Annotated in this window: 17 protein-coding genes and 1 riboswitch; of the genes, 11 read left to right on the top strand and 6 right to left on the bottom strand. The window is 61.3% G+C overall.

Features of this window, described 5'->3' with window-relative positions; translation table 11 throughout:
- Positions 1-80: 80 nt before the first annotated feature.
- From ACF8Q6_RS12045 to ACF8Q6_RS12030, 4 genes are all read right to left on the bottom strand, one after another.
- Positions 81-1,049 (bottom strand): hypothetical protein, encoded by a 969-nt coding sequence (locus tag ACF8Q6_RS12045; RefSeq protein WP_003249451.1) that lies wholly within the window; start codon positions 1,047-1,049, stop codon positions 81-83.
- 58 nt (positions 1,050-1,107) lie between these two features.
- Entirely contained in the window at positions 1,108-1,920 is an 813-nt protein-coding gene (locus ACF8Q6_RS12040; protein ID WP_003249454.1) for an aldo/keto reductase, read from the bottom strand.
- Positions 1,917-3,092: an NAD(P)/FAD-dependent oxidoreductase gene (locus ACF8Q6_RS12035; RefSeq protein ID WP_392492671.1), complete on the bottom strand. Its 1,176-nt coding sequence runs from the start codon at positions 3,090-3,092 to the stop codon at positions 1,917-1,919. The genes ACF8Q6_RS12040 and ACF8Q6_RS12035 overlap by 4 nt, the downstream gene beginning before the upstream one ends.
- Positions 3,093-3,180: 88 nt before the next feature.
- Positions 3,181-3,513, bottom strand: a complete 333-nt coding sequence (locus ACF8Q6_RS12030; protein ID WP_004577390.1) for a multidrug efflux SMR transporter — start codon at positions 3,511-3,513, stop codon at positions 3,181-3,183.
- 86 nt (positions 3,514-3,599) lie between these two features.
- On the opposite strand from ACF8Q6_RS12030, the gene ACF8Q6_RS12025 reads away from it, so the two are divergent.
- The 6 genes from ACF8Q6_RS12025 to ACF8Q6_RS12000 all read left to right on the top strand — a co-directional run bounded on the left by ACF8Q6_RS12025 (position 3,600) and on the right by ACF8Q6_RS12000 (position 15,788).
- Entirely contained in the window at positions 3,600-4,490 is an 891-nt protein-coding gene (locus ACF8Q6_RS12025; RefSeq protein ID WP_003249460.1) for a LysR family transcriptional regulator, read from the top strand.
- A gap of 11 nt (positions 4,491-4,501) precedes the next feature.
- Positions 4,502-5,773 (top strand): lipid IV(A) 3-deoxy-D-manno-octulosonic acid transferase, encoded by a 1,272-nt coding sequence (gene waaA, locus ACF8Q6_RS12020; RefSeq protein ID WP_392492672.1) that lies wholly within the window; start codon positions 4,502-4,504, stop codon positions 5,771-5,773.
- Between the two features lie 238 nt (positions 5,774-6,011).
- Complete coding sequence (locus ACF8Q6_RS12015; protein ID WP_392492673.1) at positions 6,012-8,156, top strand: type I secretion system permease/ATPase; 2,145 nt, start codon at positions 6,012-6,014, stop codon at positions 8,154-8,156.
- Positions 8,153-9,571 carry an HlyD family type I secretion periplasmic adaptor subunit gene (locus tag ACF8Q6_RS12010; RefSeq protein WP_121784139.1) on the top strand — a complete coding sequence of 473 codons (1,419 nt, stop codon included), beginning with the start codon at positions 8,153-8,155 and terminating at the stop codon, positions 9,569-9,571. The genes ACF8Q6_RS12015 and ACF8Q6_RS12010 overlap by 4 nt, the downstream gene beginning before the upstream one ends.
- Positions 9,572-9,597: 26 nt before the next feature.
- Positions 9,598-10,371, top strand: coding sequence for a hypothetical protein (locus ACF8Q6_RS12005; RefSeq protein ID WP_127644108.1), 774 nt, complete (start codon positions 9,598-9,600; stop codon positions 10,369-10,371).
- 5 nt (positions 10,372-10,376) lie between these two features.
- Positions 10,377-15,788, top strand: a complete 5,412-nt coding sequence (locus tag ACF8Q6_RS12000; RefSeq protein ID WP_392492676.1) for a S8 family serine peptidase — start codon at positions 10,377-10,379, stop codon at positions 15,786-15,788.
- A gap of 134 nt (positions 15,789-15,922) precedes the next feature.
- On the opposite strand, the gene ACF8Q6_RS11995 is transcribed toward ACF8Q6_RS12000, so the two are convergent.
- A complete protein-coding gene (locus tag ACF8Q6_RS11995; protein WP_392492677.1) occupies positions 15,923-17,359 on the bottom strand; it encodes a TolC family outer membrane protein in 1,437 nt (478 codons plus the stop codon).
- 160 nt (positions 17,360-17,519) lie between these two features.
- Positions 17,520-17,626, top strand: a riboswitch (TPP riboswitch).
- A gap of 154 nt (positions 17,627-17,780) precedes the next feature.
- On the opposite strand from ACF8Q6_RS11995, the gene thiC reads away from it, so the two are divergent.
- On the top strand, positions 17,781-19,661 hold the full coding sequence (thiC, locus tag ACF8Q6_RS11990; RefSeq protein WP_003249473.1) for a phosphomethylpyrimidine synthase ThiC: 1,881 nt from the start codon (positions 17,781-17,783) through the stop codon (positions 19,659-19,661).
- Between the two features lie 165 nt (positions 19,662-19,826).
- Complete coding sequence (cytX, locus tag ACF8Q6_RS11985) at positions 19,827-21,110, top strand: putative hydroxymethylpyrimidine transporter CytX (protein ID WP_003249474.1); 1,284 nt, start codon at positions 19,827-19,829, stop codon at positions 21,108-21,110.
- Here cytX and ACF8Q6_RS11980 read toward each other — a convergent pair.
- Positions 21,079-21,825: an RsiV family protein gene (locus ACF8Q6_RS11980; RefSeq protein ID WP_003249476.1), complete on the bottom strand. Its 747-nt coding sequence runs from the start codon at positions 21,823-21,825 to the stop codon at positions 21,079-21,081. The genes cytX and ACF8Q6_RS11980 overlap by 32 nt on opposite strands.
- 185 nt (positions 21,826-22,010) lie before the next feature.
- Here ACF8Q6_RS11980 and ACF8Q6_RS11975 point away from each other — a divergent pair, with 185 nt between their 5' ends.
- From ACF8Q6_RS11975 to cpdA, 3 genes are all read left to right on the top strand, one after another.
- A complete protein-coding gene (locus ACF8Q6_RS11975) occupies positions 22,011-22,628 on the top strand; it encodes an NUDIX domain-containing protein (protein WP_003249478.1) in 618 nt (205 codons plus the stop codon).
- On the top strand, positions 22,619-23,071 hold the full coding sequence (locus tag ACF8Q6_RS11970) for a DUF1249 domain-containing protein (protein ID WP_003249480.1): 453 nt from the start codon (positions 22,619-22,621) through the stop codon (positions 23,069-23,071). Before ACF8Q6_RS11975 ends, ACF8Q6_RS11970 begins: the two co-directional genes overlap by 10 nt.
- Before the next feature lie 85 nt (positions 23,072-23,156).
- The gene (gene cpdA, locus ACF8Q6_RS11965) at positions 23,157-23,957 is read left to right on the top strand and encodes a 3',5'-cyclic-AMP phosphodiesterase (protein WP_392489600.1); all 801 of its coding nucleotides are present in this window, start codon (positions 23,157-23,159) and stop codon (positions 23,955-23,957) included.
- The last annotated feature ends 30 nt before the right edge of the window (positions 23,958-23,987 follow it).

Genomic DNA, 23,987 nt, shown 5'->3' with positions numbered 1-23,987 from the left:
CTGACCTTGGGGCCGCTGCGGCGGCCCTCGGCTGGGGCGGGTTTACCCGCTCCGGCAAGCAGGTGAAAGCTTTCGGCATGTCACTTGTTCAGCGAGGTCCGCGCCCGCTCCAGCAACGCTCGCGCCTTGTCGCCAAAGCGTTGCAAGTGCGACGCCCGTGCGGGCTTGCTTTCCACCAACCCCTGCTGCTTCACCCAATCCTTCCAGCGTACCCGTTCATCTGCCACCACCCAGCCCTCCTGCCGGGCAAAACTTTCTGCCAGGTACAGCCCACGCGTACTCGCCGGCACCAGTTCATCCTTTTTCAGCGTGTACAGCTCTGCCAGTGGCTGGCCGTCCTTCAATGGCATCAGGTACAGGTCGGGCCGTTTGCGGTTGAGCCGCGCCACCAGCTGGTCGCCCTCCAGCCGCTCGTCAACGTGGAACAAGCTGAGTTTCTTGGCGTCCCGGGGCACTTGCAGGCGCATGTCATAGATCAGCTGTAGCGAAGCGGTGGGCAAGTGCACATAGGCCCGTGGGCGCTCCAGGAGCATCAGCTTGCCGCAATGCACCGGGCGTGCGGCACCGGACTCCGGAGCCAGCACGAAGTGGGGTGTTTCGCGGTAGTGCAGGGCGGCGGCGTAGGGGATGGGCAGCCAGGTGTCGTTGAAGCGCCCGCCCAGCCAACCTTCCGGGGTTTCCAGCAGGCACTCCTCGGCCACTTCCTGTACGGCCGTGTGCAGCGGCAGGTTCAGCTCCTGCGCCGGTACATAACCGGAAATCAGTTTCAGTACCACATCGCCACGGTCTTGTCGGCGCTGACGCACCAGTACCCAGTAATCGCGGTTCTGCCAATGCAGCGTGAGGCGCACTGACACGCCCAGGTTGGCCAGTTCGACCACGAAGTGTTGCGTATCGGGTAACTGGATGGCCTTGCGCCGTTGCTGGGTCTGGGCAAAGTTCAGCGGCATGCCGATGCTTTGGTAGATCAAGCCTTCGGGCGTGGCCTCGACATGCAGTGGTAGTGTCTTGAAGTTGCTCGGGTTCTTGCGGATCAGCGTTCGCGCCACGAGGCTCCTCCTTGCGTCGGGTCAGTCTCCAGTCCCTGAGTCGGGAGCCTGAGGTAACTCAATGCTGGCCCAGGATACGGGCGACGGTGGCCACGTTATGGGCCAAGTGCAACGGGTTGATGGTGCCGACAATAGCACTGCTGACGCCCGGGTGGGCGAACAGCAGCTCGAAGCTGGCCTGCACCGGGTCGACGCCCGGGGCCAGGCAGATATGCCCGCTCGCCAAGGCCTTCTTTACCAGGATGGCCTTGCCGTGTTCGGCAGCGTAGTCCAGCACCGGGCGTTCTGCCTGTTCGTTGAGGTTGTAGGTGACCATGGCGCAGTCGCCTTGCTCCAGTGCCTTCAGGCCGCCGGCGACGGTCTTGCCGGACAGCCCGAAACCGAGGATCTTGCCCTCCTGCTTGAGTTCGGCCAGGGTCTGGTAGACCTCCTGCTGTTCGAGGATGGCCAGGTCGTTGCCGTCGGAATGCACCAGCACCAGTTCGATGCGGTCGGTTTCGAGCCGGCGCAGGCTGCGCTCCACCGAGCGGCGGGTGTGGGCAGCGCTGAAGTCGAAATGCGACAGGCCTTCCTCGAACTCTTCACCGACCTTGCTGACGATTACCCATTCATCACGTTGGCCGCGCAGCAGCGGGCCCAGGCGTTCTTCGCTACGGCCGTAGGCCGGGGCGGTGTCGATCAGGTTGATGCCAAGCTCGCGGGCCTGGGCCAGTAACAGGCGGGCTTCCTCATCGCCGGGGATCGTGAAGCCCGTGGGGTACTTCACGCCCTGATCGCGGCCCAGCTTGACCGTGCCGAGGCCCAGTGGAGAGACCGTGAGGCCGGTGCTGCCCAGCGGGCGATGGAAGGCGTGCAGGGTTGGCAGGCTCATGGCAGCAACTGCTCCCAGGCCGGTGCGCTCAGTGGAGGGCGTGGGAGGTCGGCCAGGTCGGCCTGTGCTTGTGGACGAATGCCGTCGCGCTCCAGGTGGCTGATTACCCGGTCGCTGAAGTCCGGTGCCAGTGCCAGTTTGGTCGGCCAGCCCACCAGCAGGCGCTGCTGGTCGGCAAGGAAGGCGTTGTCCGGGCGTGCCAGGCCGGACTGTGCAGGCTCAGCGCGGTCGACGCGCAGTGTGGCCCAGCGCACCAGGCTCTGATCGACCCAGGGCAGCAGGTTGGCGATTTCCTTCTGCGCTGCGGCAATCTGCGCTGCAGGCTCGCGCGCCACGCCATCGGCTTCGGCCAGGTCCCCACCGAGGTACCAGACCCACTGGCCATCGGCTGCCGGATGGGTGGTTACCGTTACCCGCGGCTTGGGCCCGCCGCCGAGGCAGTGGGCGTACAAAGGTTTCAGGTTCGGGCCCTTGGCCATGACCATGTGCAGCGGGCGGGTTTGCATGGCCGGCTGATCCAGGCCCAGCGCCTGCAGCAAGCCTTCGGTGCCGGCTCCGGCGCTCAATACGATGCGCTGGGCACGGATTTCCCGGTCGTCCACGCGCAGGCCAACCAACGCATTACCTTCACGCAAGGGTTCGATGCGCTCACCTGCCAGCAAGGACTCGCCGGCCAGCTCGGCCAGGTTGGCCAGCAGGCTCGGGACATCGACCACCAGCTCCGCCAGGCGATACACCTTGCCCTTGAACGCGCGGTCCTGCAGTGCCGGTGGCAACTGGTCACCCTTGACCTGGTCGACCCGGCCGCGCACGGCCTTGCTGGCGAAGAAGCTTGTGAGGTTGCCGGCCAAGGTGCCCGGCGACCACAGGTAGTGGGCATCGGAGAGCAGGCGGGTACGACTGAGGTCGAGTTCGCCGTTGCCGGCCAAGGCCTCGCGCCAGCGGCGCGGCATGTCGGCGATGGCTTCCGAGGCGCCAGTCAGGGCGCCGTGCAGGGCGTATTTGGTGCCGCCGTGGATGATGCCCTGCGACTTGATGGTCTGCTCGCCGCCAAGGCTGGCGCGCTCCACCAGCACTGTCGAGTAGCCCAGGCGGCGCAGGCGGGCATTTAGCCAGAGGCCTGCGACCCCGGCGCCGACGATCAGCACGTCAGTGGAAATGGCAGATGGCATGGCGGTACCTCGAAGACTGGGACAGCTGGCAAGTATACAGGCTATACCTGAGATGGCCCTATCGTCGGCGAGCCCCGCACAAGGGCTCTCAATGCCCAGCGGTCTTCGAGAACAGCTGAATAACCACCACGCCACCCACGATCATGGCCATGCCAAGCATCGCCGGCATATCCAGCTTCTGCCCATAGATCACCAGCGCCGCCACACTGATCAGCACAATCCCCAGCCCCGACCAGATGGCGTAGGCAATCCCCACCGGAATGCTGCGGACCACCAGCGTCAGCATCCAGAACGCAATTCCATAGCCAACCACCATCAGCAGCAGTGGCAACGGCGTGCTCAGGCCTTTCACCGCCTTCATCGAGGCGGTGGCGATGACTTCGGCGCAGATGGCAATGGCGAGGTAGGTATAGGCATTCATGGCGGGATCCTCCGTTACTGAGCGGGCATTCTAGACGTTGCCTGGATGGGGTAAAGTCATTACCTATCAATGTGGGAGATAGGTTGATGGCCGAGCAGTGGAACCTAGAACAATTGCGTACCTTTCTGCGCGTTGCAGAACTGCGCTCGTTCTCCGCGGTGGCACGTGAGCAGCACAAAGCCCAGTCGGCGATCAGCAGTGCCATCGCGCTGCTCGAAACCGACCTAGGGGTCACCCTGTTCGAGCGCAGCAGCGGCCGGCAACCGAAATTGACTGAAAACGGCAGCGCCTTGCTGGAAGACGCCCGCGAATTGTTACGCCAGTGCGAACGCCTGGATGGCCGCGCCCTGGCCCTGATGCGCGGGCAGGAGGCCTTGCTGCGGGTCGCGCAGGACGAAGCCATGCCGTATCAGCCGGTGATCGACAGCCTCGACGAACTGGCGAGCCGCTACCCGTTCCTGGAGGTGCAACTGGCCAGCGGAGCCCAGGGCGATGTGGCGCGCAAGCTGGTGGAGCGGCGCGCCGATCTGGGCCTGTTCTTCCTCCACGAAAGCATCCCGGCTTCCTTGGAACGCCGTGCCTTGGGCAGCGTGGAGATGGTCACGGTGTGCGCGGTCGGCCACCCGCTGGCGGGCGAAGGCCGGGTCACTCGCCAACAATTGGCCCGCCACCGGCAGTTGCTGATCACGCCACAACAAAGCGGTTACCCCGGCGGCGAGGCGATCAGCCCGCAGGTATGGCGTGCCGACAGCTTCTACGCCATGGCCGAACTGCTGATGCGCGGCCTGGGCTGGGCCTGGTTACCCCGGCATGTGGTGCAGTACCCGACCTACCAGGCGCACATGGTCGAACTGGACAGCGACTGGCGGCCGCCGGCCTTGGTGGCAGAGTTGGCCTGGCGCCGCGATGAACCTCTGGGCCCGGCCGCGCAGTGGCTGGCCGAGCGCTTTGCAGTGCACCTTCGCGCGATCGGGTAGACTTAGCCGCCATGAACAGAACTCTCTATACCTTGCTGTTTCACCTGGGCCTGCCGCTGGTTGCGCTGCGCCTGTACCTGCGCGCGCGCAAGGCGCCGGCCTATGGCCAGCGCATCGGCGAGCGCTTTGCTTTCAAGCTGCCGGCCATGCGCCAGGGTGGTATCTGGGTACATGCGGTATCGGTGGGCGAGAGCATTGCTGCCGCACCCATGGTGCGTGCCTTGCTCAAGGCTTACCCGGAGCTGCCGATCACACTGACCTGCATGACCCCTACCGGCTCTGAACGCATTCGCGCCCTGTTCGCCAACGAGCCACGCGTGCAGCATTGCTACCTGCCCTACGACCTGCCTTGGGCGGCGGGGCGTTTTCTCGATCGTGTGCAGCCTAAGCTGGGCATCATCATGGAAACCGAGCTTTGGCCCAACCACATTCACCAGTGTGCCAGGCGCGGCATTCCGGTGGCGCTGGCCAATGCGCGCTTGTCTGAGCGCTCGGCCCGTGGCTATGGGCGCTTTGCCAGGCTGACCCGGCCGATGCTGGCCGAGATGAGCCTGATTGCCGTGCAGACCGAAACCGAGGCCCAGCGCTTCCGTGACCTGGGTGCACGCCCTGAGCGCGTGCAAGTCACCGGTTCGATCAAGTTCGACCTGACGATCGACGAACAGCTGCTGCCGCGCGCCAGGGCATTGCGTGAACAGTGGGGGGGCGGCCAGCGCCCTGTGTGGATCGCCGCCAGCACCCATGAAGGGGAAGATGCCTTGATCCTGCAGGCGCATCGGCAGTTGTTGCAGGTGCATGGCGATGCCTTGCTGATCCTGGTGCCGCGCCACCCCGAGCGCTTCAATGCAGTGCATGCGCTGTGCAGCGAGCAGTTCACCACCGTGCGCCGCTCTGCCGGCACGCTGGTCGATGCGCAAACGCGGGTATTGCTGGGCGACACCATGGGCGAACTGCTGTTCCTGTATGCCCTGGCCGACATTGCCTTCGTCGGTGGCAGCCTGGTGCCGACCGGTGGGCACAATCCGTTGGAGCCTGCGGCGCTGGCCTTGCCGGTGCTCATGGGGCCGCATGTGTTCAACTTCCTCGAAATCAGCGCGATGCTGCGCGAGGCGGGTGCGTTGCAGCAGGTGGATGATGCTGACGGGCTGGCCGGCGCGGTGCGCCGCCTGGTGGAACTGCCGCAGGACGCCCAGCGCATGGGTGAGGCGGGCAGGGCGGTGATGCGGGCCAATCAGGGGGCGCTGCAGCGATTGCTCGAGGGTCTGGGGGCCTTGATCCGCTGATAACCGACATATCCACTCAAAGACCCGGTCTAGAGTGGATATGTCTGATTCTGGTTATTTATTCCTACGGCGTAAGTTATAACTTCCTACACTGGATTTCTCGCCGTTAGGAAACTTCCTACGAATAGACTTTAAAAGTCAGAAGTGTCACACGCTTGCGTCGGAAGCTTGTAGGACGTTTGTCCTATTGCTTCGGGCTAGTATCGCCTCATGTCCGGTTTTCATAAGAGGTGGCGTGATGGCTGATTTATCTGATGGCAATGCCAGCACTATTGAAAGTGGGCTGGTGTGTCTTATCACGCTGGCGCGTTACCATGGTGTTGCCGTCTCTGCCGAGCAGTTGCAGCACGATCATGCAGCAGCGGGTGAGCGGTTCTCTACCGGCACACTACTTCGGGCATTTCAGCAACTTGGCCTCAAGGCCAAACACCGCAGCGTCGATCCGGCCCGGCTGCAGCAGACGCCCTTGCCCGCTATTGCAGTGGATACCCGTGGTGAATACTTCATCATCGCGCGCGTGGAGGGCGAGCAGGTTCTGGTGCAGGACCCGCATTCCCGCGCGCCGCAAGCGCTGACCCTCGCGGAACTGATGGTGCGCTGGTCGGGAGAACTCATTCTGGTTCGCTCCGATGCCCAGTTGCCCCTCGGGCTGTCGCGCTTCGACTTTACCTGGTTCATTCCTGCCCTGGTGAAGTACAGGCGGCTATTTGGCGAAGTGCTCGTGGTTTCCCTGGTCATTCAGATACTGGCTTTGCTGACGCCTTTGTTCTTTCAGGTGGTAATGGACAAAGTCCTGGTGCATCGCGGTTTGACCACGCTGGATGTTATCGCCTTGGGTTTATTGGTCGTCGTTCTGTTTGAAACATTGCTGAGTGGGTTGCGTACCTATGTGGCAGCTCATACAGCGTCAAGAATCGATGTCGAACTGGGTGCAAAACTGTTCAGGCATTTGATCGATCTTCCCACCGCCTATTTTCACGCCAGGCGAGTCGGTGACTCGGTTGCCCGAGTGCGAGAACTGGAGAACATCAGAAGTTTCCTGACCAACAACAGCATCACGCTAGTGCTGGATGTGCTGTTCTCGGTGGTCTTCATCGCTGTCATGTTCCTCTATAGCGGATGGTTGACGCTGGTCGTCGTTGGCTCGCTGCCTTTCTATTTTCTCGTATCCCTGGTCGTTACTCCGCTACTGCGGGCGTTGATTGATCAAAGCTTCCAACGCGGCGCCGAGAACCAGGCCTTTTTGGTCGAGGCGGTCAACGGCATCGACACACTGAAGTCGATGGCCGTGGAACCTCAGGTTACCCGGCGCTGGAATGATCAGCTGGCCGCTTATGTATCTGCCAGTTTCAAGACCCAGAACCTTTCCAGTCTCGCCAATGAAAGCGTCGGCCTGATCGGCAAGCTGGTCACGGTAGCCACCTTGTGGCTGGGGGCCCGGCTGGTCATCGAAGGCGCACTCACGGTGGGCGAGCTGATCGCCTTCAACATGCTCGCAGGGCGCGTGTCGCAGCCCATCATCCGCCTGGCCCAACTCTGGACCAGCTTCCAGCAGACAGGGGTATCGATTCAACGCCTGGGCGACATTCTCAACACCCGTACCGAGGTCAACCAAGGCAAGGGCACGGTGCTGCCCACACTTGTCGGGCAGATCGAGCTCGATCGTGTGTGTTTTCGCTATCGGCCGGACGGGGGCGAAGTGGTGCGCGATGTCAGCCTGAAGATCGCCGCCGGAGAAGTGATAGGCGTTGTAGGTCGCTCGGGGTCAGGCAAGAGCACGCTGACACGCTTGATTCAGCGGCTGTACTCACCTGAGCGGGGGCGGGTATTGCTCGACGGTGCTGACCTGGCGGTAGCCGATGTGGCGTCACTGCGTCGGCAGATCGGCGTGGTGTTGCAGGACAACGTGCTTTTTCGGCGCACCGTGCGCGAGAACATTGCCCTCGGCAACCCAGCAGCACCGCTTGAAGAAGTGATCGCCGCAGCGACGCTGGCGGGTGCTCACGAGTTCATCCTCGAATTACCGGATGGCTACGAAACCCTGATTGGTGAGCACGGTGCCAGCCTGTCGGGTGGGCAGCGACAGCGCATAGCCATCGCCCGAGCGCTGTTCGGCAACCCACGCATCCTCATTTTCGACGAAGCCACCAGTGCGCTGGACTATGAGTCCGAACGGATCATCCAGCAGAACATGGCGCGGATTTGCGCGCAGCGCACGGTCATCATCATTGCCCATCGGCTTTCGGCAGTACGCCATGCCGACCGCATCGTGGTCATGGAGCGTGGGCAGATCATCGAGCAAGGGACTCATGATGAGCTGCTGGGTTATCCACAGGGCACCTATGCCTACCTGCATCAACTGCAGCTCGGGGCCGCCGTATGAGTGTGGCGTTCAAGGACCTTGCCGAGCGCTACCGGGATGCGTGGATAACGGCATGGCGAAAGCGCCGGAGCATGGACGGCCCCGTACGTGAGTCCGACGAACTGGCCTTTTTACCTGCGGCACTGTCCTTGCAGGAAACGCCAGTGCATCCCTTGCCGCGCTACCTGCAGTGGAGCCTGCTGATGTTCATCGGGCTGGCGCTTGCCTGGGCTTGCATCGGTGAGATCGATGTCATCGCCAGTGCCGAAGGCAAGATCGTGCCCAGTGGCAGGAGCAAGTTGATACAGGCCAGCGAGGTCGCGGTGGTGCAGTCGATCCACGTCGTCGATGGCCAGCCGGTGCGCAAAGGCGATGTGCTGGTCGAGCTGGAAGGGCAGTTGACCGAGGCTGACATCAAGCGTTTGGGCAGCGAACTGCTGGCTGCACAGATCGACCAGGCCCGCGCCAGCACACTGCTGAGTGCGCTGGACGGCGATGTGGCACCTGCCTCCCTGGCACCCTTGATACCGCAGGCCACGGCCGCGCAGCAGGCAGGCGCGCAGCGCTGGCTGGAGGGGCAATACCTGGAGTTGCAGGCCACGCTGGAACAGGCCGATGCCGAAATCGGTCAACGCGCTGCCGAAATCCGTTCCGCCCAGGGCCGGGCTGACGCGCTCCGGCAACTGTTGGTGATCACCCGCCAACTGACGGCGGATTACAAGCTGTTGTTCAGCGAATCGGCCGTGGCCAAGCACACCTACCTGGAAAAGGAGCAGGCCCGCCTGGAGCAGGAGCGTGAACTGGCACTCCAGCGCTCGCGCATAGACGAACTGAACGCTGCACGGCTTGCTGCTCAGCACCGCCGTAGCGGTGCCATTGCCCAACTTCGCAGAGCCATGCTCGACCTTCACGGTGAGGCGCAACGGCGCATTGCAACCCTTGAGCAGGAGTTGAACAAGGCCGAGCAGCGGCATCGCCTCAAGGTACTGACATCCCCCGTTGACGGCACCGTCCAGCAGTTGGCGATCCATACACAGGGCGGGGTGGTTACACCCGCGCAGACACTGATGGTCATTGTGCCGACGGGCGAGCCGGTGGAAGTGGAAGTGAAAGTCGAGAACAAAGATATCGGCTTTGTATATCCGGGGCAGCCAGTGGAAGTGAAAGTTGAGACGTTCACGTTTACCCAGTACGGGGTTGTCCCGGGGGTGGTGGAGAGTATTTCTGACGATGCCATTGAAGATGAGAAGCGAGGGTTGGTTTATAGCGCTCGAGTCCGCCTGGGTAAGGAAATAATGCGTGTAGGAAAACAGGATGTTCCGTTGACGGCGGGTATGTCAGTGCGTGCGGAGGTTATTACGGATAAGCGCAAGGTTATAAGTTATTTTCTAAGGCCTTTGCGGCGACATGTGCAGGAAAGTTTAACGGAGCGCTAAGTGATTACTGGTGAGGGTGATAACAGATGGACGCGAATCGGCTACGAGAAAAAAGCGGCTGGAGAATGCTGTACGAAATTATATGGAATGCACTGAGGGTTAGCGCAGCGGTCGCGTTGTGTCTTCCCGCGAGCTGTGTTGCTTTAGCAGTGGCGACTGTTGCTTTAAGCGAGAAATCGAAGCCGGTCGCACCCCCTGCGCCAAAAGTATGTGGTGTGGTGTCCGGTGTTATGTATGAGTTTTCAAGCGAATATGTTCCTTTCTGGCCGGAATATGAGGATGAAGGAAATTATAAGAGAGGGTCTGGCGGCGTTGATAGAGGGTGTGAATCAAATTTATATTCTTTAAGTCTGGCCATGAACTGGCCTGAGTTAACGCCGGGAAACTATTTCTCAGAGACGTTTAGTGGAATCGTAGTGACGCTTGAACCATGGCCCGCTGGTGAGAGGGGACTGCGCGAAACCTTTGATTTTTTCATTTCCGAGGCAACTTATAAGCAGCGAGAGGCCAACGTGTTTGATAGACAATTAGGTTTGAATCGAGTGGAAGGTGTTGATAGCGTTTTCCCCAATTCACCACGAATGATTTTCTGGTCTGAAAGAAATGGGCATATGGAGCAGATTGGAAGGTGTAGTTGGAGTAAGTATAGGTCTAAATACCATCGGTGTCATTTTAGATATTTGCTGGAGGACAGTAAAGCTATTGTAAAGATTGATTTTGGATGGGACGAATTAAGCGAGTGGGGTGAGATAGCATCGCGTGTAAAAATCTTCTTAGCTTCTAATGGTATACAAGGATAATTTTTATGATGAAATTAAGCCATTCTGATATCGAGCTTGCAAGCGAGTTGTTAACAAAAGAAGGTCCGTCGGCGATGTATGATAAATTAGCCGAAAAAGGTGATAAATATGCGGTGCTCGCAAATGGTGTGGCTCGGGGGAACAGCATTGCAGGTGTGGCGGCGATAAACTACATGAAAGGCGTCGCCGCAGAAGCAGGTATGCCAATGCGCGATGAAGATGTTGAAGCCATCCGTTTTAATATGGCTAAGGAATATCTGAATGCGTTAAAGGCGCATGCGGTGGATGGTTTTGTTTTAGGGCCAATACCTCAAACTGCTATAGCGAATTTCCATAAGCAAGTATTTGAAGGTTCCGGATATCCTGAAAGCGCTTGGACCCTTTATCCCATATTTTTAGGATTGCCAGAAGAAAGTAAACAGATATATTGGGGACTGGTTTTGTCCTCTGCGGGGGATCCCGCGAAGGAGCTAGAGCTGGCAGGGCGTACCCATGCTTTTATGAGCCAAAAAAGTGTGTTGGGTTCAAAAGAGGTAATTGGAGCTGCTAGAAAGTGGTTTCATCATATCGAAGCACCCACGGGATGGTTCGATCTTGCGTCAACTACTTTCGACAAACTGGTTGATTTTTTCATACATCAAGATACTGGTTTAGGTGGAGGTGCATCAGACGCCTCAATCAAAATCGAAATCACCCCCACAACCGAATCCCGCCGCGACCTCCAAGGCCAGGACGATATCCGCAATGACGTCTCCAACGGCTACGTCGATCGTCGCCTGACCCACAGTATCGCATTCACCGACAGCACCCTCGACAACACCGACTTCACCTCCGCTCAGTTGGGCAGTTTGGCCACCGGTGGTGTTCGCCCCGGCGAGCTCCAGATCGACCCCAACGTGCGACCTAATCAGCACCTGGCTCAGTTCTATCGTGATGGCAATGAACAACCGGATTTCAGCCTGCGCAATGCCGTGGTACTCAACGGGTTGGCAGCAATGACTACGGTGAACACGTTTGTCGACCCGCTCTTGCTCGACCTCAGCGGCAAGGGCGTTGGCCTGACGGGTATCGAGGAAGGCGTACTGTTCGATATCGATAACAGTGGTTCACTGCGCCGCACCGGCTGGGCAGACCGGCTGAGCGGCATGCTGGTGCATGACAACGGTACCGGCCAGGTGAGTAGCATCAGCCAGCTGTTCTCCGAATACTACGGCGGTAAGGCAGGCAGCGACGGCAGCTCTGGTGAAACACCGTTCAAGGATGGCTTCGCCGCCCTGGCAAGTGTTGACGCCAACGCCGATGGCGTCATCAACGTTGAAGACGCCGTCTGGGCGCAATTGAAGGTGTGGGTCGATGGCAACCATGACGGGCGTGCCGATGCCGGTGAGCTGAGGGCATTGCAGGAGCATGGCATTAGCCAGATCAAGCTCGGCCAGGTCGAGCCGGTAGGAGAGGTGCGTCAGGGTAACGAGGTCATTTCCCGAGGCGCTTTCACTGTTAATGGTGAGGACCGGGAAGTACTGGCGGTGAGGTTTCTCGCCGATACCGTCGGTAATCGGGTCGAGGCCCAGGAGGGTGGCACTCTACTGACTTCGTCAAGCGGGCCCACTTCCCGAAGGGCCTACATCAGCCAGAGTGCTCAAGGCAGCACGCTGGACGCCGCAGCGCTCGGCGTACAGACGCTGTACGGCAGCGCGGGCGATGATGTCTTGACCGCGGCTCCAGAGGGCAGTTGGCTGGTTGGTGGCGGTGGCAGCAACACCTATCACGGCGGGGCGGGCGACGATGTATTCGTGATCAGTGCCAGCGACGATTGGGCGAACATGCAGGGCAATGGTGGGCGCGACACGGCACTGATCGTGGGGGAGCATGGCGTTGGGCTGAACATGGCCAAGGCCGGGCTGACCATTGCGCAAGGCGGGCGGGGTAAGGACATCATCGCCAGCGGCGGTCAACGCGGAGTTTTCATCAAGGGCGGCTCGGGCGACAGCTTGCTGATCGGTGGTGGCGGCAACGATGTGCTGGTTGGCGGTACGGGCCGTAACGACATCATTGGTGGTACCGGCAAGTCGGTGATCTATGCGGGCCCCAAGGGGGATCGCATCCGGGCCTCGGCGGGCGGAAGTATCATTTACGCCGGTGGTGGCGCTGATCGGATTACGGGCGGTGCTGCCGATGACGTGATCGAGGCCGGACGCGGCGATGCCACGATCGACGGAGGCGCGGGCACCAACCTGGTCAGTTTGCATGGTGCTCACGACGAGTACCTGATCACACGTACCGAATCGGGCCACCTGATCACCGACACCGTGGCGGGACGAGATGGCCGCCTGAGCCTGAGCAACATCCAGAAACTCAGCTTCGCCGACATTGCTGCCGTCGATCTTCTTGGCGGGGGCGCCATGCCAATCGGCGACAGGCTCTCGCCTGAGCAACTGGCTACATTCGCCACCACTGACACGGCGCTGATAGTCCCTGCAACGGCGCTGCTGGGCAATGACCAGCCACTTGGCAGCAGCGGGCCATTGCGCATCGCCTCAGTCAGCGCTGGCAAGGGTGCAACAGTGCGGTTGAATGAGCAGGGTGATGTGGAGGTCACGCCGTTGCCAGGCCATGACGGTGATGTCAGTTTCCGCTACGACTTGGTCGATGCTGCCGGCAACGCGTCCATGAGTGTGACCGAGGTGGGCAGTGCTGCATCAGCACCCTTGCGGGCAACGGTAACGTTGCGCCATGAACAATCCCCCGCTGACCCGCTGTCGGGGCGGCAGTGGTATCTGGACGAGATCAATGTCGCGCCGGTATGGCGTGACTTCACGGGCAAGGGGGTGAGGATAGGGCAGTTCGAGCCGGGTGGGGAGTTTGCCGTGGCGCCGGAAATCTTCGACATCGGGCACCCCGATCTCAAGCCGAATATCGATCCCATCTGGCTGCAAACCCAACGCACCAATGGCACGCTGCCCGCTCTGGCGTCCAATCATGCCACTCAAGTGGCTGGGGTCATGGTTGGCGCGCGCAATGATCAAGGAGGGATCGGCATCGCATATGAGGCGAAGATCGGCGGGCACTACCTGGCCAACAAAGGCGATGACCTGACCAATCTGGGGCAAATGGTCAACTACGACATAGCCAACAACAGTTGGGGTTTCAAAACGGACTTCGGACTTACAAATGTTCCAGAAGGAAAAGTCGATACTGCTCTGGCGCTGGCGTTCAGCACTACGCTTGCCGCCACCAACGGCCGTGGTGGGCTAGGCACCATCGTCGTCGCCTCTGGTGGCAACCAGCGCCATAAAAGCGGTAATGCACAGGGCTCGCTGACCAACAACAACCGCCACGCCATTGAAGTGGCGGCCATCAACGCAAAGGCAGACCTCTCGGTACTGCAAGCTGCCACGGCACCCTTTTCCAATCCAGGCTCCAGCTTGCTGGTCGCTGCACCGGGGAGCCATGTTTTATCCAGTGGCGTCAGCCTTGAAGCGGAGCGCGGTGCGTCGGTCGGCAGCGCCTACAGCACGACTCAGGGCACCAGCTTCGCCGCGCCGATCGTCTCAGGCGTGGTGGCGTTGATGTTGCAGGCCAACCCGGGGTTGGGTTACCGGGATGTTCAGCAGATCCTCGCACTGTCTGCGCGCAAAGTGGATGACGCATCAACCCAATGGGCTTACAACGCAGGGCGCAATTGGAATGGCGGTGGCATGCACGCCAGCCACGACTACGGCTTTGGCATGATCGACGCCCGCGCCGCGGTGCGCCTTGCCGAGTCCTGGGGGAGCCGGGCGACCAAGGCCAATGAACGGCTGCTGACAGCCAGCAGTGAACCAGTGGCTCAACAGGTTGCGGCGGGGCAGGTTGCGACTTTGTCTTTGACCCTGCCGGCTGATTTGCTGGTGGAGCATGTGGAGGTCGATGTCCACTCGATGGTCGGCCGCCTTGGCGACATGACGCTCACGCTGGTGTCGCCTGGCGGCACGCGCAGCGTACTGCTCGATCGCACAGGCAAGGCGCCGGGCTCTGGTGATGACGATCTGGGCGATTCGCGTTCAGGGGCGTTCAAATATGGGTTCATGTCGACCCATCATCGCGCAGAGCGCTCGGCTGGGGAGTGGAAGCTTGAGGTGCGTAATGCTGTTGCTGGCTTACCGTTAACGCTTGATCGCTGGACGCTGCGCCTCGTCGGCAGCCCCGGCACCACCGATGATGTCTATTACTTTACCGACGACTACGCGAACCTGGTGGCAGAAAACCCAGGGCGCGCGAAGCTTGACGATGCCATCAGCGGCACCGCTGGCGGGCGCAATACGTTGAATGCGGCTGCAGTAAGTCGCAGTATCTCGGTGGATCTGGCCAGCGGCAGCGCCAGTATTGCCGGTGCGGCGCTCACCATAGCCCCTGGTTCGGTGCAAAACCTTATCAGTGGTGATGGCGACGATACCTTGATCGCCGGGCCCGTCGGGGCATTACTGGATGGTGGCCGTGGGTACAATCTCCTCAAGGGGGGTGAGGGTACCGACCGCTTTGTCATCCACAGGCGTGCAGGCGGTAACGATGTACTCAAGCAGTTCGAGACTTCGCGTGAGGTGATCGACCTGGTCGGCTTTGGTGGTTCAGGGTTTGCTGACTTGCAGATGCAACAGGACGGCAATTCGACTGTGCTCGACCTTGGTAGTGGGCAGAAGCTGACGCTTACGGACACTACGATTGCTGAACTGCGGTCAGCGAACTTCCGTTTCCTTGACGCTTTCACCGCTGCGCCAGGTTATTTCGAGGGCAGCCCTGAAGGGCAGACGACCCCGCCTGTCAGCGCGAATGTTCTGCTTACCGGTGGTGCAGGTGGCGTGTCGCTTGCCAGTGACGCATCCGGGCAGTTGGTGGCTTCGTTGGCAGGCACGGTATATTCCCCGCCGACGGTTGCGCCCAGCGTGTTTCTGGTGACAAAACAAGAAGGTGTGAGCGACTACAAGAACACCCTTCGGGGGTTCCGACACGGTATCGACAAGATTGACCTGACCCAGGTAGGCATCAGTCGCTTCGAGGATCTGCACGTCAGCAAAGTCCAGCGCTTCAAACTCAATGACTTTGCGCAGATTCACGGTGTAGCCGTTGATACCCAGGCAGTGCCGGGGCAGGAAGGTATAGTGAAGATGCTGTACCTGGATGCGCTCGAAGTTGCGCAGGTGACCGCGGAGGACTTTATCTTCGCGCAGCCGGCAATGGTCACATCTGAAGCGGTTGCCGTGCCAGAGATTTCCGCCCTTTCAGCAGGGTCATCGCTGGTTGCTGTCGAGCACTCGCTACCGAGCCTGGGGAATCTTGTTGATGCAATGGCTGCGTTCGCCCCTGAACCTGCGGGGCCTGTGCTTATCGGTGATATGTCGGCTCAACGCATCGACTCGACGATTGCCGTAGCCGCCTAGGCGTTGTCGTTCAGGGCTGGAGTGATAGTGGAGGCCTATCGCCAGCAAGCCAGCTCTCACAGGTGCATCATGCCTTCAGGCCTGGCACGGTACGTGTGGGAGTGGGCTTGCCCGCGAATGGTCCAGCCCCTACCTCAAGGCCTGCGCTCGAAGTTCTTGGCCGCTGCCGCCGCCAGGTCCGGCGGCAGGAAGTCCTTGTCCGGGTTGTAGTCAGGTTTCAGGTAGCGCTTCAGGTCCTGCAGGTCTTGCGGGCTCAGGGTGCCGGCTGCCTGCTTCAGGCTCAGGTTGTCGAGGATGTAGTCGTAACGGCTATTGTTGTAGTCGCGCACCGAGGTGTACAGCTGGCGCTGGGCATCAAGCACGTCGACGATGTTGCGGGTACCGACCTGGTAGCCGATTTCGGTGGCTTCCAGCGCGCTCTGGTTGGAAATGATCGACTGCTTGCGCGCCTGTACCTGTTCCACATCGGTGTTCACTGCGCGGTGCAGGTTGCGGGTGTTCTCCACGACCTGGCGGCGCAGGCTTTCACGCTGTTGCTCGCTCTGGCTCAGGCGCTGGTAAGCCTCGCGTACCTGCGAGCTGGTCAGGCCGCCGCTGTAGATCGGGATATTCAGTTGCAGGCCAACGCTGGTCTGCTCGACGTCGCCGCCGTAGCGCACGTTTTGCTGCGGCGCCGGGTTGGTGAAGCCAAGGCTGTCGTTGTCACCCTTCTGGTACTTGGCCACGGCGTCCAGTGTCGGTGCATGCCCGGCCTTGCGCTGACGCAGGGTCTCTTCTGCGGCAGAAACCGCGTAGTTGGTGGCCAGCAGGTTGAGGTTCTGGCGCCCGGCGGTTTCGACCCAGGCTTTGGCATCGTTGGGCGTTGGCACTTGTACCGGCAGGCTATGCACCACGCCCTGGATAGCGGTGTACTCACGGTTGGTCAGGGTTACCAGGGCCTCGAAGGCATCCTGCACCTGGCGTTCGGCGATGATCCGGTTGGCCCGTGCAGTGTCATAACTGGCTTGGGATTGCAGCACGTCGGTCTTGTCCGAAAGGCCCACGTCGAAACGCTCGTTGGACTGATCCAGCTGGCGCTTGAAGGCGGCTTCTTCTGCCTTGGTGGCGGCCAGGTTGTCCTGGGCGCGGAGGACGGCGAAGTAGTTTTGCGCGGTTTGCAGAATCAGGTTTTGCTCGGTCGCCGACAGCTCCAGTGCTGCCTGTTCGTTGACTGCTTCGGCGGCTTGCAACTGGAACCAGCGATCAGCGCGGAAGATGGGCTGGGCCAAAGTTGCGCTCCAGGCGTTGCCGCTGCGATTGGAAGTGATGGATGGCTCGTCCAGCTTGGTGCGGGTGTTCATCATCTCGGCACCGGCCGACAGGTTTGGCAGCAACCCGGCGCGGGCCTGCGGCACCACTTCGCGGCGCGCCCCGTAATCGGCGCGTGCTGCAGCCAGGTCGGCGTTGTTGTCCACTGCTTCCTGGTAGACGCTGACCAGATCGGTCTTGACTGTCGAGGGCACATCCGCTGCCCAGACCACTCCGTTGGACGCACAAGACACGGCTATCGCCAGTGAGAGTTTGCGCAGCATAGAGGCAATCCTTGTACGAAATTTAATTACTGAACTGTTGAGTATCGAGCGATGGGCCAGTGTAGTGCCATGCGCACCCGGCAACAATCGCTCGGTGTGCCTTTCATCATCCGCGCATTTACCTGCTTGGCTTTGCTGACCACTCCAGTCTAGACTGCGCATGTTCTTGTCGGGGTGCCTTGAAGCAAAGGCTGAGATCGCAGAGGTGCGGATCCCGTTGAACCTGATCAGGTTAGCGCCTGCGTAGGGAACAAGATTGCTCGCCTTCCCGGGGAGCCTCTTGTGCCAGGTCCGGGATTGTCACAGCTGCATACAGCTTCAGGCACCCCCATGTCCGGCACTGCACCCAAAGAGGGTGCGTCCGCGCGTTTCAGGTTCACCCCGACATTCCACTGCTAGGAAGCCGTCAGGAGAGCCTGTGATGACCAAACAAGAAAAAGCGATCAACCTCAGCGAATCGGCACAAGTCGATCAGCAGTCCGTGCAACCCTTCCCGCGTTCGCGCAAGGTGTATGTCGAAGGCTCGCGCCCGGACATCCGCGTCCCCATGCGTGAAATCAGCCTGGATGACACCCCGACCGATTTCGGCGGCGAGTCCAACGCCCCGGTGCTGGTGTATGACACGTCTGGCCCGTACACCGACCCCGACGTGATCATCGACGTGCGCAAAGGCCTGGCCGATGTGCGTTCGGCGTGGATCGAAGCCCGCGGTGACACCGAGCGCCTGGAAGGCCTGAGCTCCGACTTCGGTCAGCAGCGCCTGAACGATGCAGAGCTGGCCAAGCTGCGTTTCGCCCATGTGCGCAACCCGCGCCGGGCCAAGGCCGGCGCCAACGTCTCGCAGATGCACTATGCCCGTCAGGGCATCATCACCGCCGAAATGGAATACGTGGCCATCCGCGAAAACATGAAGCTACAGGAGGCCCGCGCCGCCGGCCTGCTGAATGAGCAACATGCCGGCCACAGCTTCGGTGCCAACATCCCGAAAGAAATCACCCCTGAATTCGTCCGCCAGGAAATCGCCCGTGGCCGCGCGATCATTCCGGCCAACATCAACCACCCGGAAGTAGAGCCGATGATCATCGGCCGCAACTTCCTGGTGAAGATCAACGGCAACATCGGCAACAGCGCCCTGGGTTCCTCGATCGAGGAAGAGGTGGCCAAGCTGACCTGGGGCATCCGCTGGGGCTCGGACACGGTCATGGACCTGTCCACTGGCAAGCACATCCACGAAACCCGCGAGTGGATCATTCGCAACTCGCCGGTGCCGATCGGTACCGTGCCGATCTACCAGGCCCTGGAAAAGGTCAACGGCGTGGCAGAGGACCTGACCTGGGAACTGTTCCGCGACACCCTGATCGAGCAGGCCGAACAGGGCGTGGACTACTTCACCATTCACGCCGGTGTGTTGCTGCGCTATGTGCCCCTGACCGCCAAGCGGGTCACCGGCATCGTCAGCCGCGGTGGCTCGATCATGGCCAAGTGGTGCCTGGCGCACCACAAGGAAAACTTCCTGTACACCCACTTCGACGAAATCTGCGAAATCATGAAGGCCTATGACGTCAGCTTCTCGCTGGGCGACGGCCTGCGCCCTGGCTCGATTGCCGACGCCAACGACGCCGCGCAATTCGGTGAGCTGGAAACCCTCGGCGAGCTGACCAAGATTGCCTGGAAGCACGACGTGCAATGCATGATCGAAGGCCCCGGCCACGTGCCGATGCAATTGATCAAAGAGAACATGGACAAGCAGCTGGAGTGCTGCGACGAGGCGCCGTTCTACACCCTCGGCCCACTGACCACCGACATCGCGCCGGGTTACGACCACATCACCTCGGGCATTGGGGCGGCAATGATCGGCTGGTTCGGTTGCGCCATGCTCTGCTACGTCACGCCGAAGGAGCACTTGGGCCTGCCGAACAAGGACGACGTCAAGACCGGCATCATCACCTACAAGATCGCCGCGCATGCCGCCGACCTTGCCAAGGGCCACCCGGGTGCACAGATTCGCGACAACGCCTTGTCCAAGGCGCGTTTCGAGTTCCGTTGGGAAGACCAGTTCAACCTGGGCCTCGACCCGGACACTGCCCGCGCTTTCCACGACGAGACCCTGCCGAAGGAATCGGCCAAGGTCGCGCACTTCTGCTCGATGTGCGGGCCGAAGTTCTGCTCGATGAAGATCACCCAGGAAGTGCGTGAGTACGCAGCCAAGATCGAGGCCGTGGATGTGACGGTCGAGCAAGGCATGCGTGAGCAGGCCGAGCGGTTCCGCCAGGAAGGCAGCCAGCTGTACCACAAAGTCTAAGCACGCTGGGGCCGCTTTGCGGCCCTTTCGCGACGCAAGGCCGCTCCCACAAGGACCGCGCAAGCCTCGAAGCCTGCGTGGTTTTTGTGGGAGCGGCCTTGCGTCACGATACGAGGACGAAGTCCTCGCCAGGAACACCAACAATATTGCCGGCGAGCGCCAACCATGACATCACCCAGCCAGTTCTCTCCCGACCATCCAATCCCCATCCAGCAGCGCATCTTCGGTGCTCGCGACCTGTTCTCACTGTGGTTTTCCCTCGGCATCGGCCTGATGGTGCTGCAGGTCGGCGCCATGCTGGCGCCAGGCCTAGGCCTTGCTGGCGCCGTGCTGGCCATCGCCCTGGGCACCGGTGTCGGTGTGCTGTTGCTGGGTGCGGCGGGGGTTATCGGCAGCGACACCGGTCTGTCCGCCATGGGCACCCTGAAACTCAGCCTGGGCAGCCATGGCGCGCGCTTGCCGGCGCTGCTCAACCTGCTGCAACTGGTGGGTTGGGGCGCTTTCGAGATTATCGTCATGCGCGATGCTGCCAGCTTGCTGGGGGCGCGAGCGTTCGGTGAGGACAGTGCCTGGAACAGCCCCATGCTCTGGACGCTGTGCTTCGGTGCCCTGGCCACCCTGCTGGCCGTCAGCGGGCCACTGGCCTTCGTGCGCAAGGTGCTGCGCGCCTGGGGGATCTGGTTGTTGCTGGGCGCTTGCCTGTGGCTGACCTGGAACCTGTTCGCCAAGGCCGACCTGGCCGAACTGTGGAACCGTGCCGGGGATGGTTCGATGTCGCTGGCGGTTGGCTTCGATATCGTCATCGCCATGCCGCTGTCCTGGCTGCCGCTGATCGCGGACTACTCGCGCTTTGCCCGCAATGGCAAGCATGTGTTCGGCGGCACGGTCGTTGGCTACTTCATCGGCAACACCTGGCTGATGAGCCTGGGCGTGGCGTACACGCTGGCGTTCGCCGCCAGTGGCGAAGTCAATGCCCTGCTGCTGGCCCTGGCAGGCGCCGGCATGGGGATTCCGCTGCTGCTAATTCTGCTGGACGAGTCGGAAAAGGCCTTCGCCGACATCCACTCGGCGGCGGTTTCCACCGGTGTGCTGCTACCGCTGAAGGTCGAGCACCTGGCGTTGGCCATCGGCGTGTTGTGCACCCTGATCGCCCTGTTGGCGCCACTGGCACAGTACGAAAACTTCCTGTTGCTGATCGGCTCGGTGTTCGCGCCGCTGTTCGGCGTGGTGCTGATGGACCACTACGTGGTCCGTCGACGCCGTCTGCCAGCGCAGGTCAATGGCTTGCACTGGCAGGCGTTGGTGGCCTGGTTTGCCGGGGCGGTGGCCTATCACCTGATTGCCGCCAAGGCGCCGGAACTGGGCGCTACCCTGCCCGCATTGCTGCTGGCAGGTGTGCTGCATGGGCTGCTAAGCCTCAGCCGCGGCCGGGAAACAGTTCAGGCTTGAGTACGCCATTCAGGCGCGGGTAGGGGATCTTCAGCTCCACGTGGCCCATGGAATAGGGCGCGATGGCATAGACCTCGTACTTGACCACTACCGCGCCGTACGTCAGGGCGACGTGCGGCGATTTCTTGAACGGCCAGGTCTTGACGAACTCGGCATCCTTGTCCATTCCCACGCTCATCAGCCAGGCACGGTGCGATTCTTCGACGGTTTTCCAGAAGGTGTCTTCCTGGCCGGGCACCAGCATGTCCTGCAGGGTCAGCACCTTGTCCAGTTTGCGTGAATAGTTGATGAAGCCGCGCCCGGGCATGCCGTGGGCGCCACCGCTGTCCAGGTAGCTGGACAACTCGATGATCACCAGCCCGTCATGCTGCTCGCGTACCTTGGCTTGCAAGTAGCTGCTGTTACGTTTGTCGGCACTGGCCAGATATTGCTGTTCGTAGGCCTGCAGGGTGGCTGGTGCGGTGCCATGCTGATTGTCTTCGGTCAGTTGCAGCAGGCGTTTTTCGACGATGCCGTCGAGCTTGGGCAGGGCCGGGAAGTGGATCATGTCGATGTTCACCAGCGGGCAGTCGCTCTCGCTGCAACCGGGTTTGACATGCTCCCAGGCGTCGCGCTTGACCTCGAGCGGGGCCCGGTAGTTGGGCGTGAACAGGCTCTGGCAGGCGCCCAGAGCGAGTGCCAGCACGGCCACGGAAGTCAGTTTGACAAGTGTCATGATGATCCTTGCAGAACAGGGAAAAGTCGGCCTTTGACCGTCTGCGCGGCCTTCAGTTCGCCACTAAGCTAACAGAGTGAAGGGCTGCTGTCCCGAGTGCGCCAGCGGTTGCTGGAAAGGGGTGAAACCAACAGGCGTGCGGAGTAGGATGGCGCGAAGCAGTATTTGAGGTAATGAGGATTTCCATGTCAGACGCGTTGAACGCTGTGCCCAAGGGCTTCGAAATCATCGAGCGGGCCAATTGCTTCCAGGGCTTTTACAAGCTCGACAAGTTACGCCTGCGCCACGAGCTATTTGCCGGGGGCATGGGGCGCGAGATCAGTCGCGAACTGTTTGTGCGCCACGATGCGGTATGCGTGCTGCCGTACGACCCTGCGCGCGATGAAGTGGTGCTGATTGAACAGTTCCGCGTGGGCGCACTGGACAAGGTCGCCAACCCCTGGCTGATCGAGATGGTTGCCGGGCTGATCGACAAAGACGAGCAGCCCGAGGAAGTCGCCCATCGCGAGGCTGAAGAAGAAGCCGGCCTGACCTTCAGCGCCCTGTGGCCGATGACCCGCTACTTCCCGTCGCCCGGCGGCAGTGACGAATACGTTCACCTGTTCCTCGGCCGTTGCAGCAGCGAGGGCGCGGGAGGGCTGCATGGCCTGGAGGAAGAGGGCGAAGACATTCGCGTACGCGTGTGGGCGTTCGAGGATGCCCTGCAGGCGGTGCGCGACGGGCGCATCTGCAATGCGGCCACCATCATTGGCCTGCAATGGCTGGCGCTGAACCGTGACGAAGTAAGAGGTATGTGGAAGTGAACCTGCTGCGCGAGCGCTATCGAGTTGACCTGGTCGGGCTGCAGGCAGCCTGCGAGGCCAACTATGCCCGGCTGATGCGCTTGTTGCCCGACATGCGCACCACCCAGAGCTCGCGCCGCATCGGCATGACCCAGGGTGACCAGATGCTTGGCGTGCTGGTGCTCGACGTGGTGCTGGCCTGCCCGTATACCACCACCCTGCATGTGCGCCAGGAACACAGCCTGCCGTGGCTGCCAGTGCCCCACCTGGAAGTGCAGGTGTATCACGATGCGCGCATGGCCGAAGTGGTCAGCGCCGAACACACCCGGCGCCTGCGCAGCATCTACCCGTATCCGAACGACGCCATGCACCAGCCGGACGAAAAGGCTCAGCTCAACCTTTTCCTGGGGGAATGGCTCAGCCACTGCCTGGCCTGCGGCCACGAACTGGCAAGTGTTCGCTGAATTGTGACGTGAGTCGGTTGCGGGTGTTTGCTCGTCACCGTCGCACAGCCATAATTCCCGCTGAATCCATTCGAGGAGATGGCCGTTGTCGCCGCCAGACCAATCCCGCCCCGTGCATGTGGTGCAACTGACCGATGCCCACCTGTTCGCCGACCCGGCTGGCAGCATGCTGGGCCTCAAGACCCGAGACAGCCTGCGCCACGTGGTCGCCCAGGTGCGGCGCGAGCAGCCGCTTGTCGACTTGCTGCTGTGCACGGGCGACCTGTCCCAGGATGCCAGCGTGGCATCCTATGAAGCGTTTCGGGAGCTGACCGCACCGTTTGGCGTACCCACGCGCTGGCTGCCGGGTAACCATGACGAGGCTCAGGTGATGGCGCAGGTGGCGCCGGAACTGGTGCAGACGGTGACCGATATTGGCGCATGGCGGGTAGTCATGCTCAACACCGCCGTGCACGGTGCTACCCACGGGTTTCTGCAAGACGACCAGCTGGCCGTGCTGGAAGCCGCCTTGAAAGAGGCTGGCGAGCGGCATTGCCTGGTGTGCTTCCACCATCAGCCAGTGGACATCGGCTGCGCCTGGATCGCGCCGATCGGCTTGCGCAATGCCCAGGCGCTGTTCGATATCGTTGAAGGATATCCACAGGTGCGGGCTTTGCTATGGGGGCATGTGCATCAGGAATGGGATGAGGTCCGAGGGGGGCGGCGCCTGTTGGCCACGCCGTCGACCTGCATTCAGTTCGCGGCGCGCAGCGAAGACTTCCAGGTGAGCGAAGAGCCTCCGGGGTACCGCTGGTTGCGCCTGCATGCCGACGGGCGGCTGGAAACCGGGGTGGAGCGGGCGCTGGATTTCGAGGTGCAGCTCGACTTCGATAGCCCTGGCTATTGATGATTTTGGGGCTGCTGCGCAGCCCTATCG

The organism is Pseudomonas sp. GLN_2, assembly GCF_043106005.1.
In the GTDB taxonomy this organism is placed as follows: domain Bacteria; phylum Pseudomonadota; class Gammaproteobacteria; order Pseudomonadales; family Pseudomonadaceae; genus Aquipseudomonas; species Aquipseudomonas alloputida.
The sequence above is the reverse complement of the archived record's forward strand: the minus strand, read 5'-3'. Positions and strand labels throughout refer to the sequence as shown.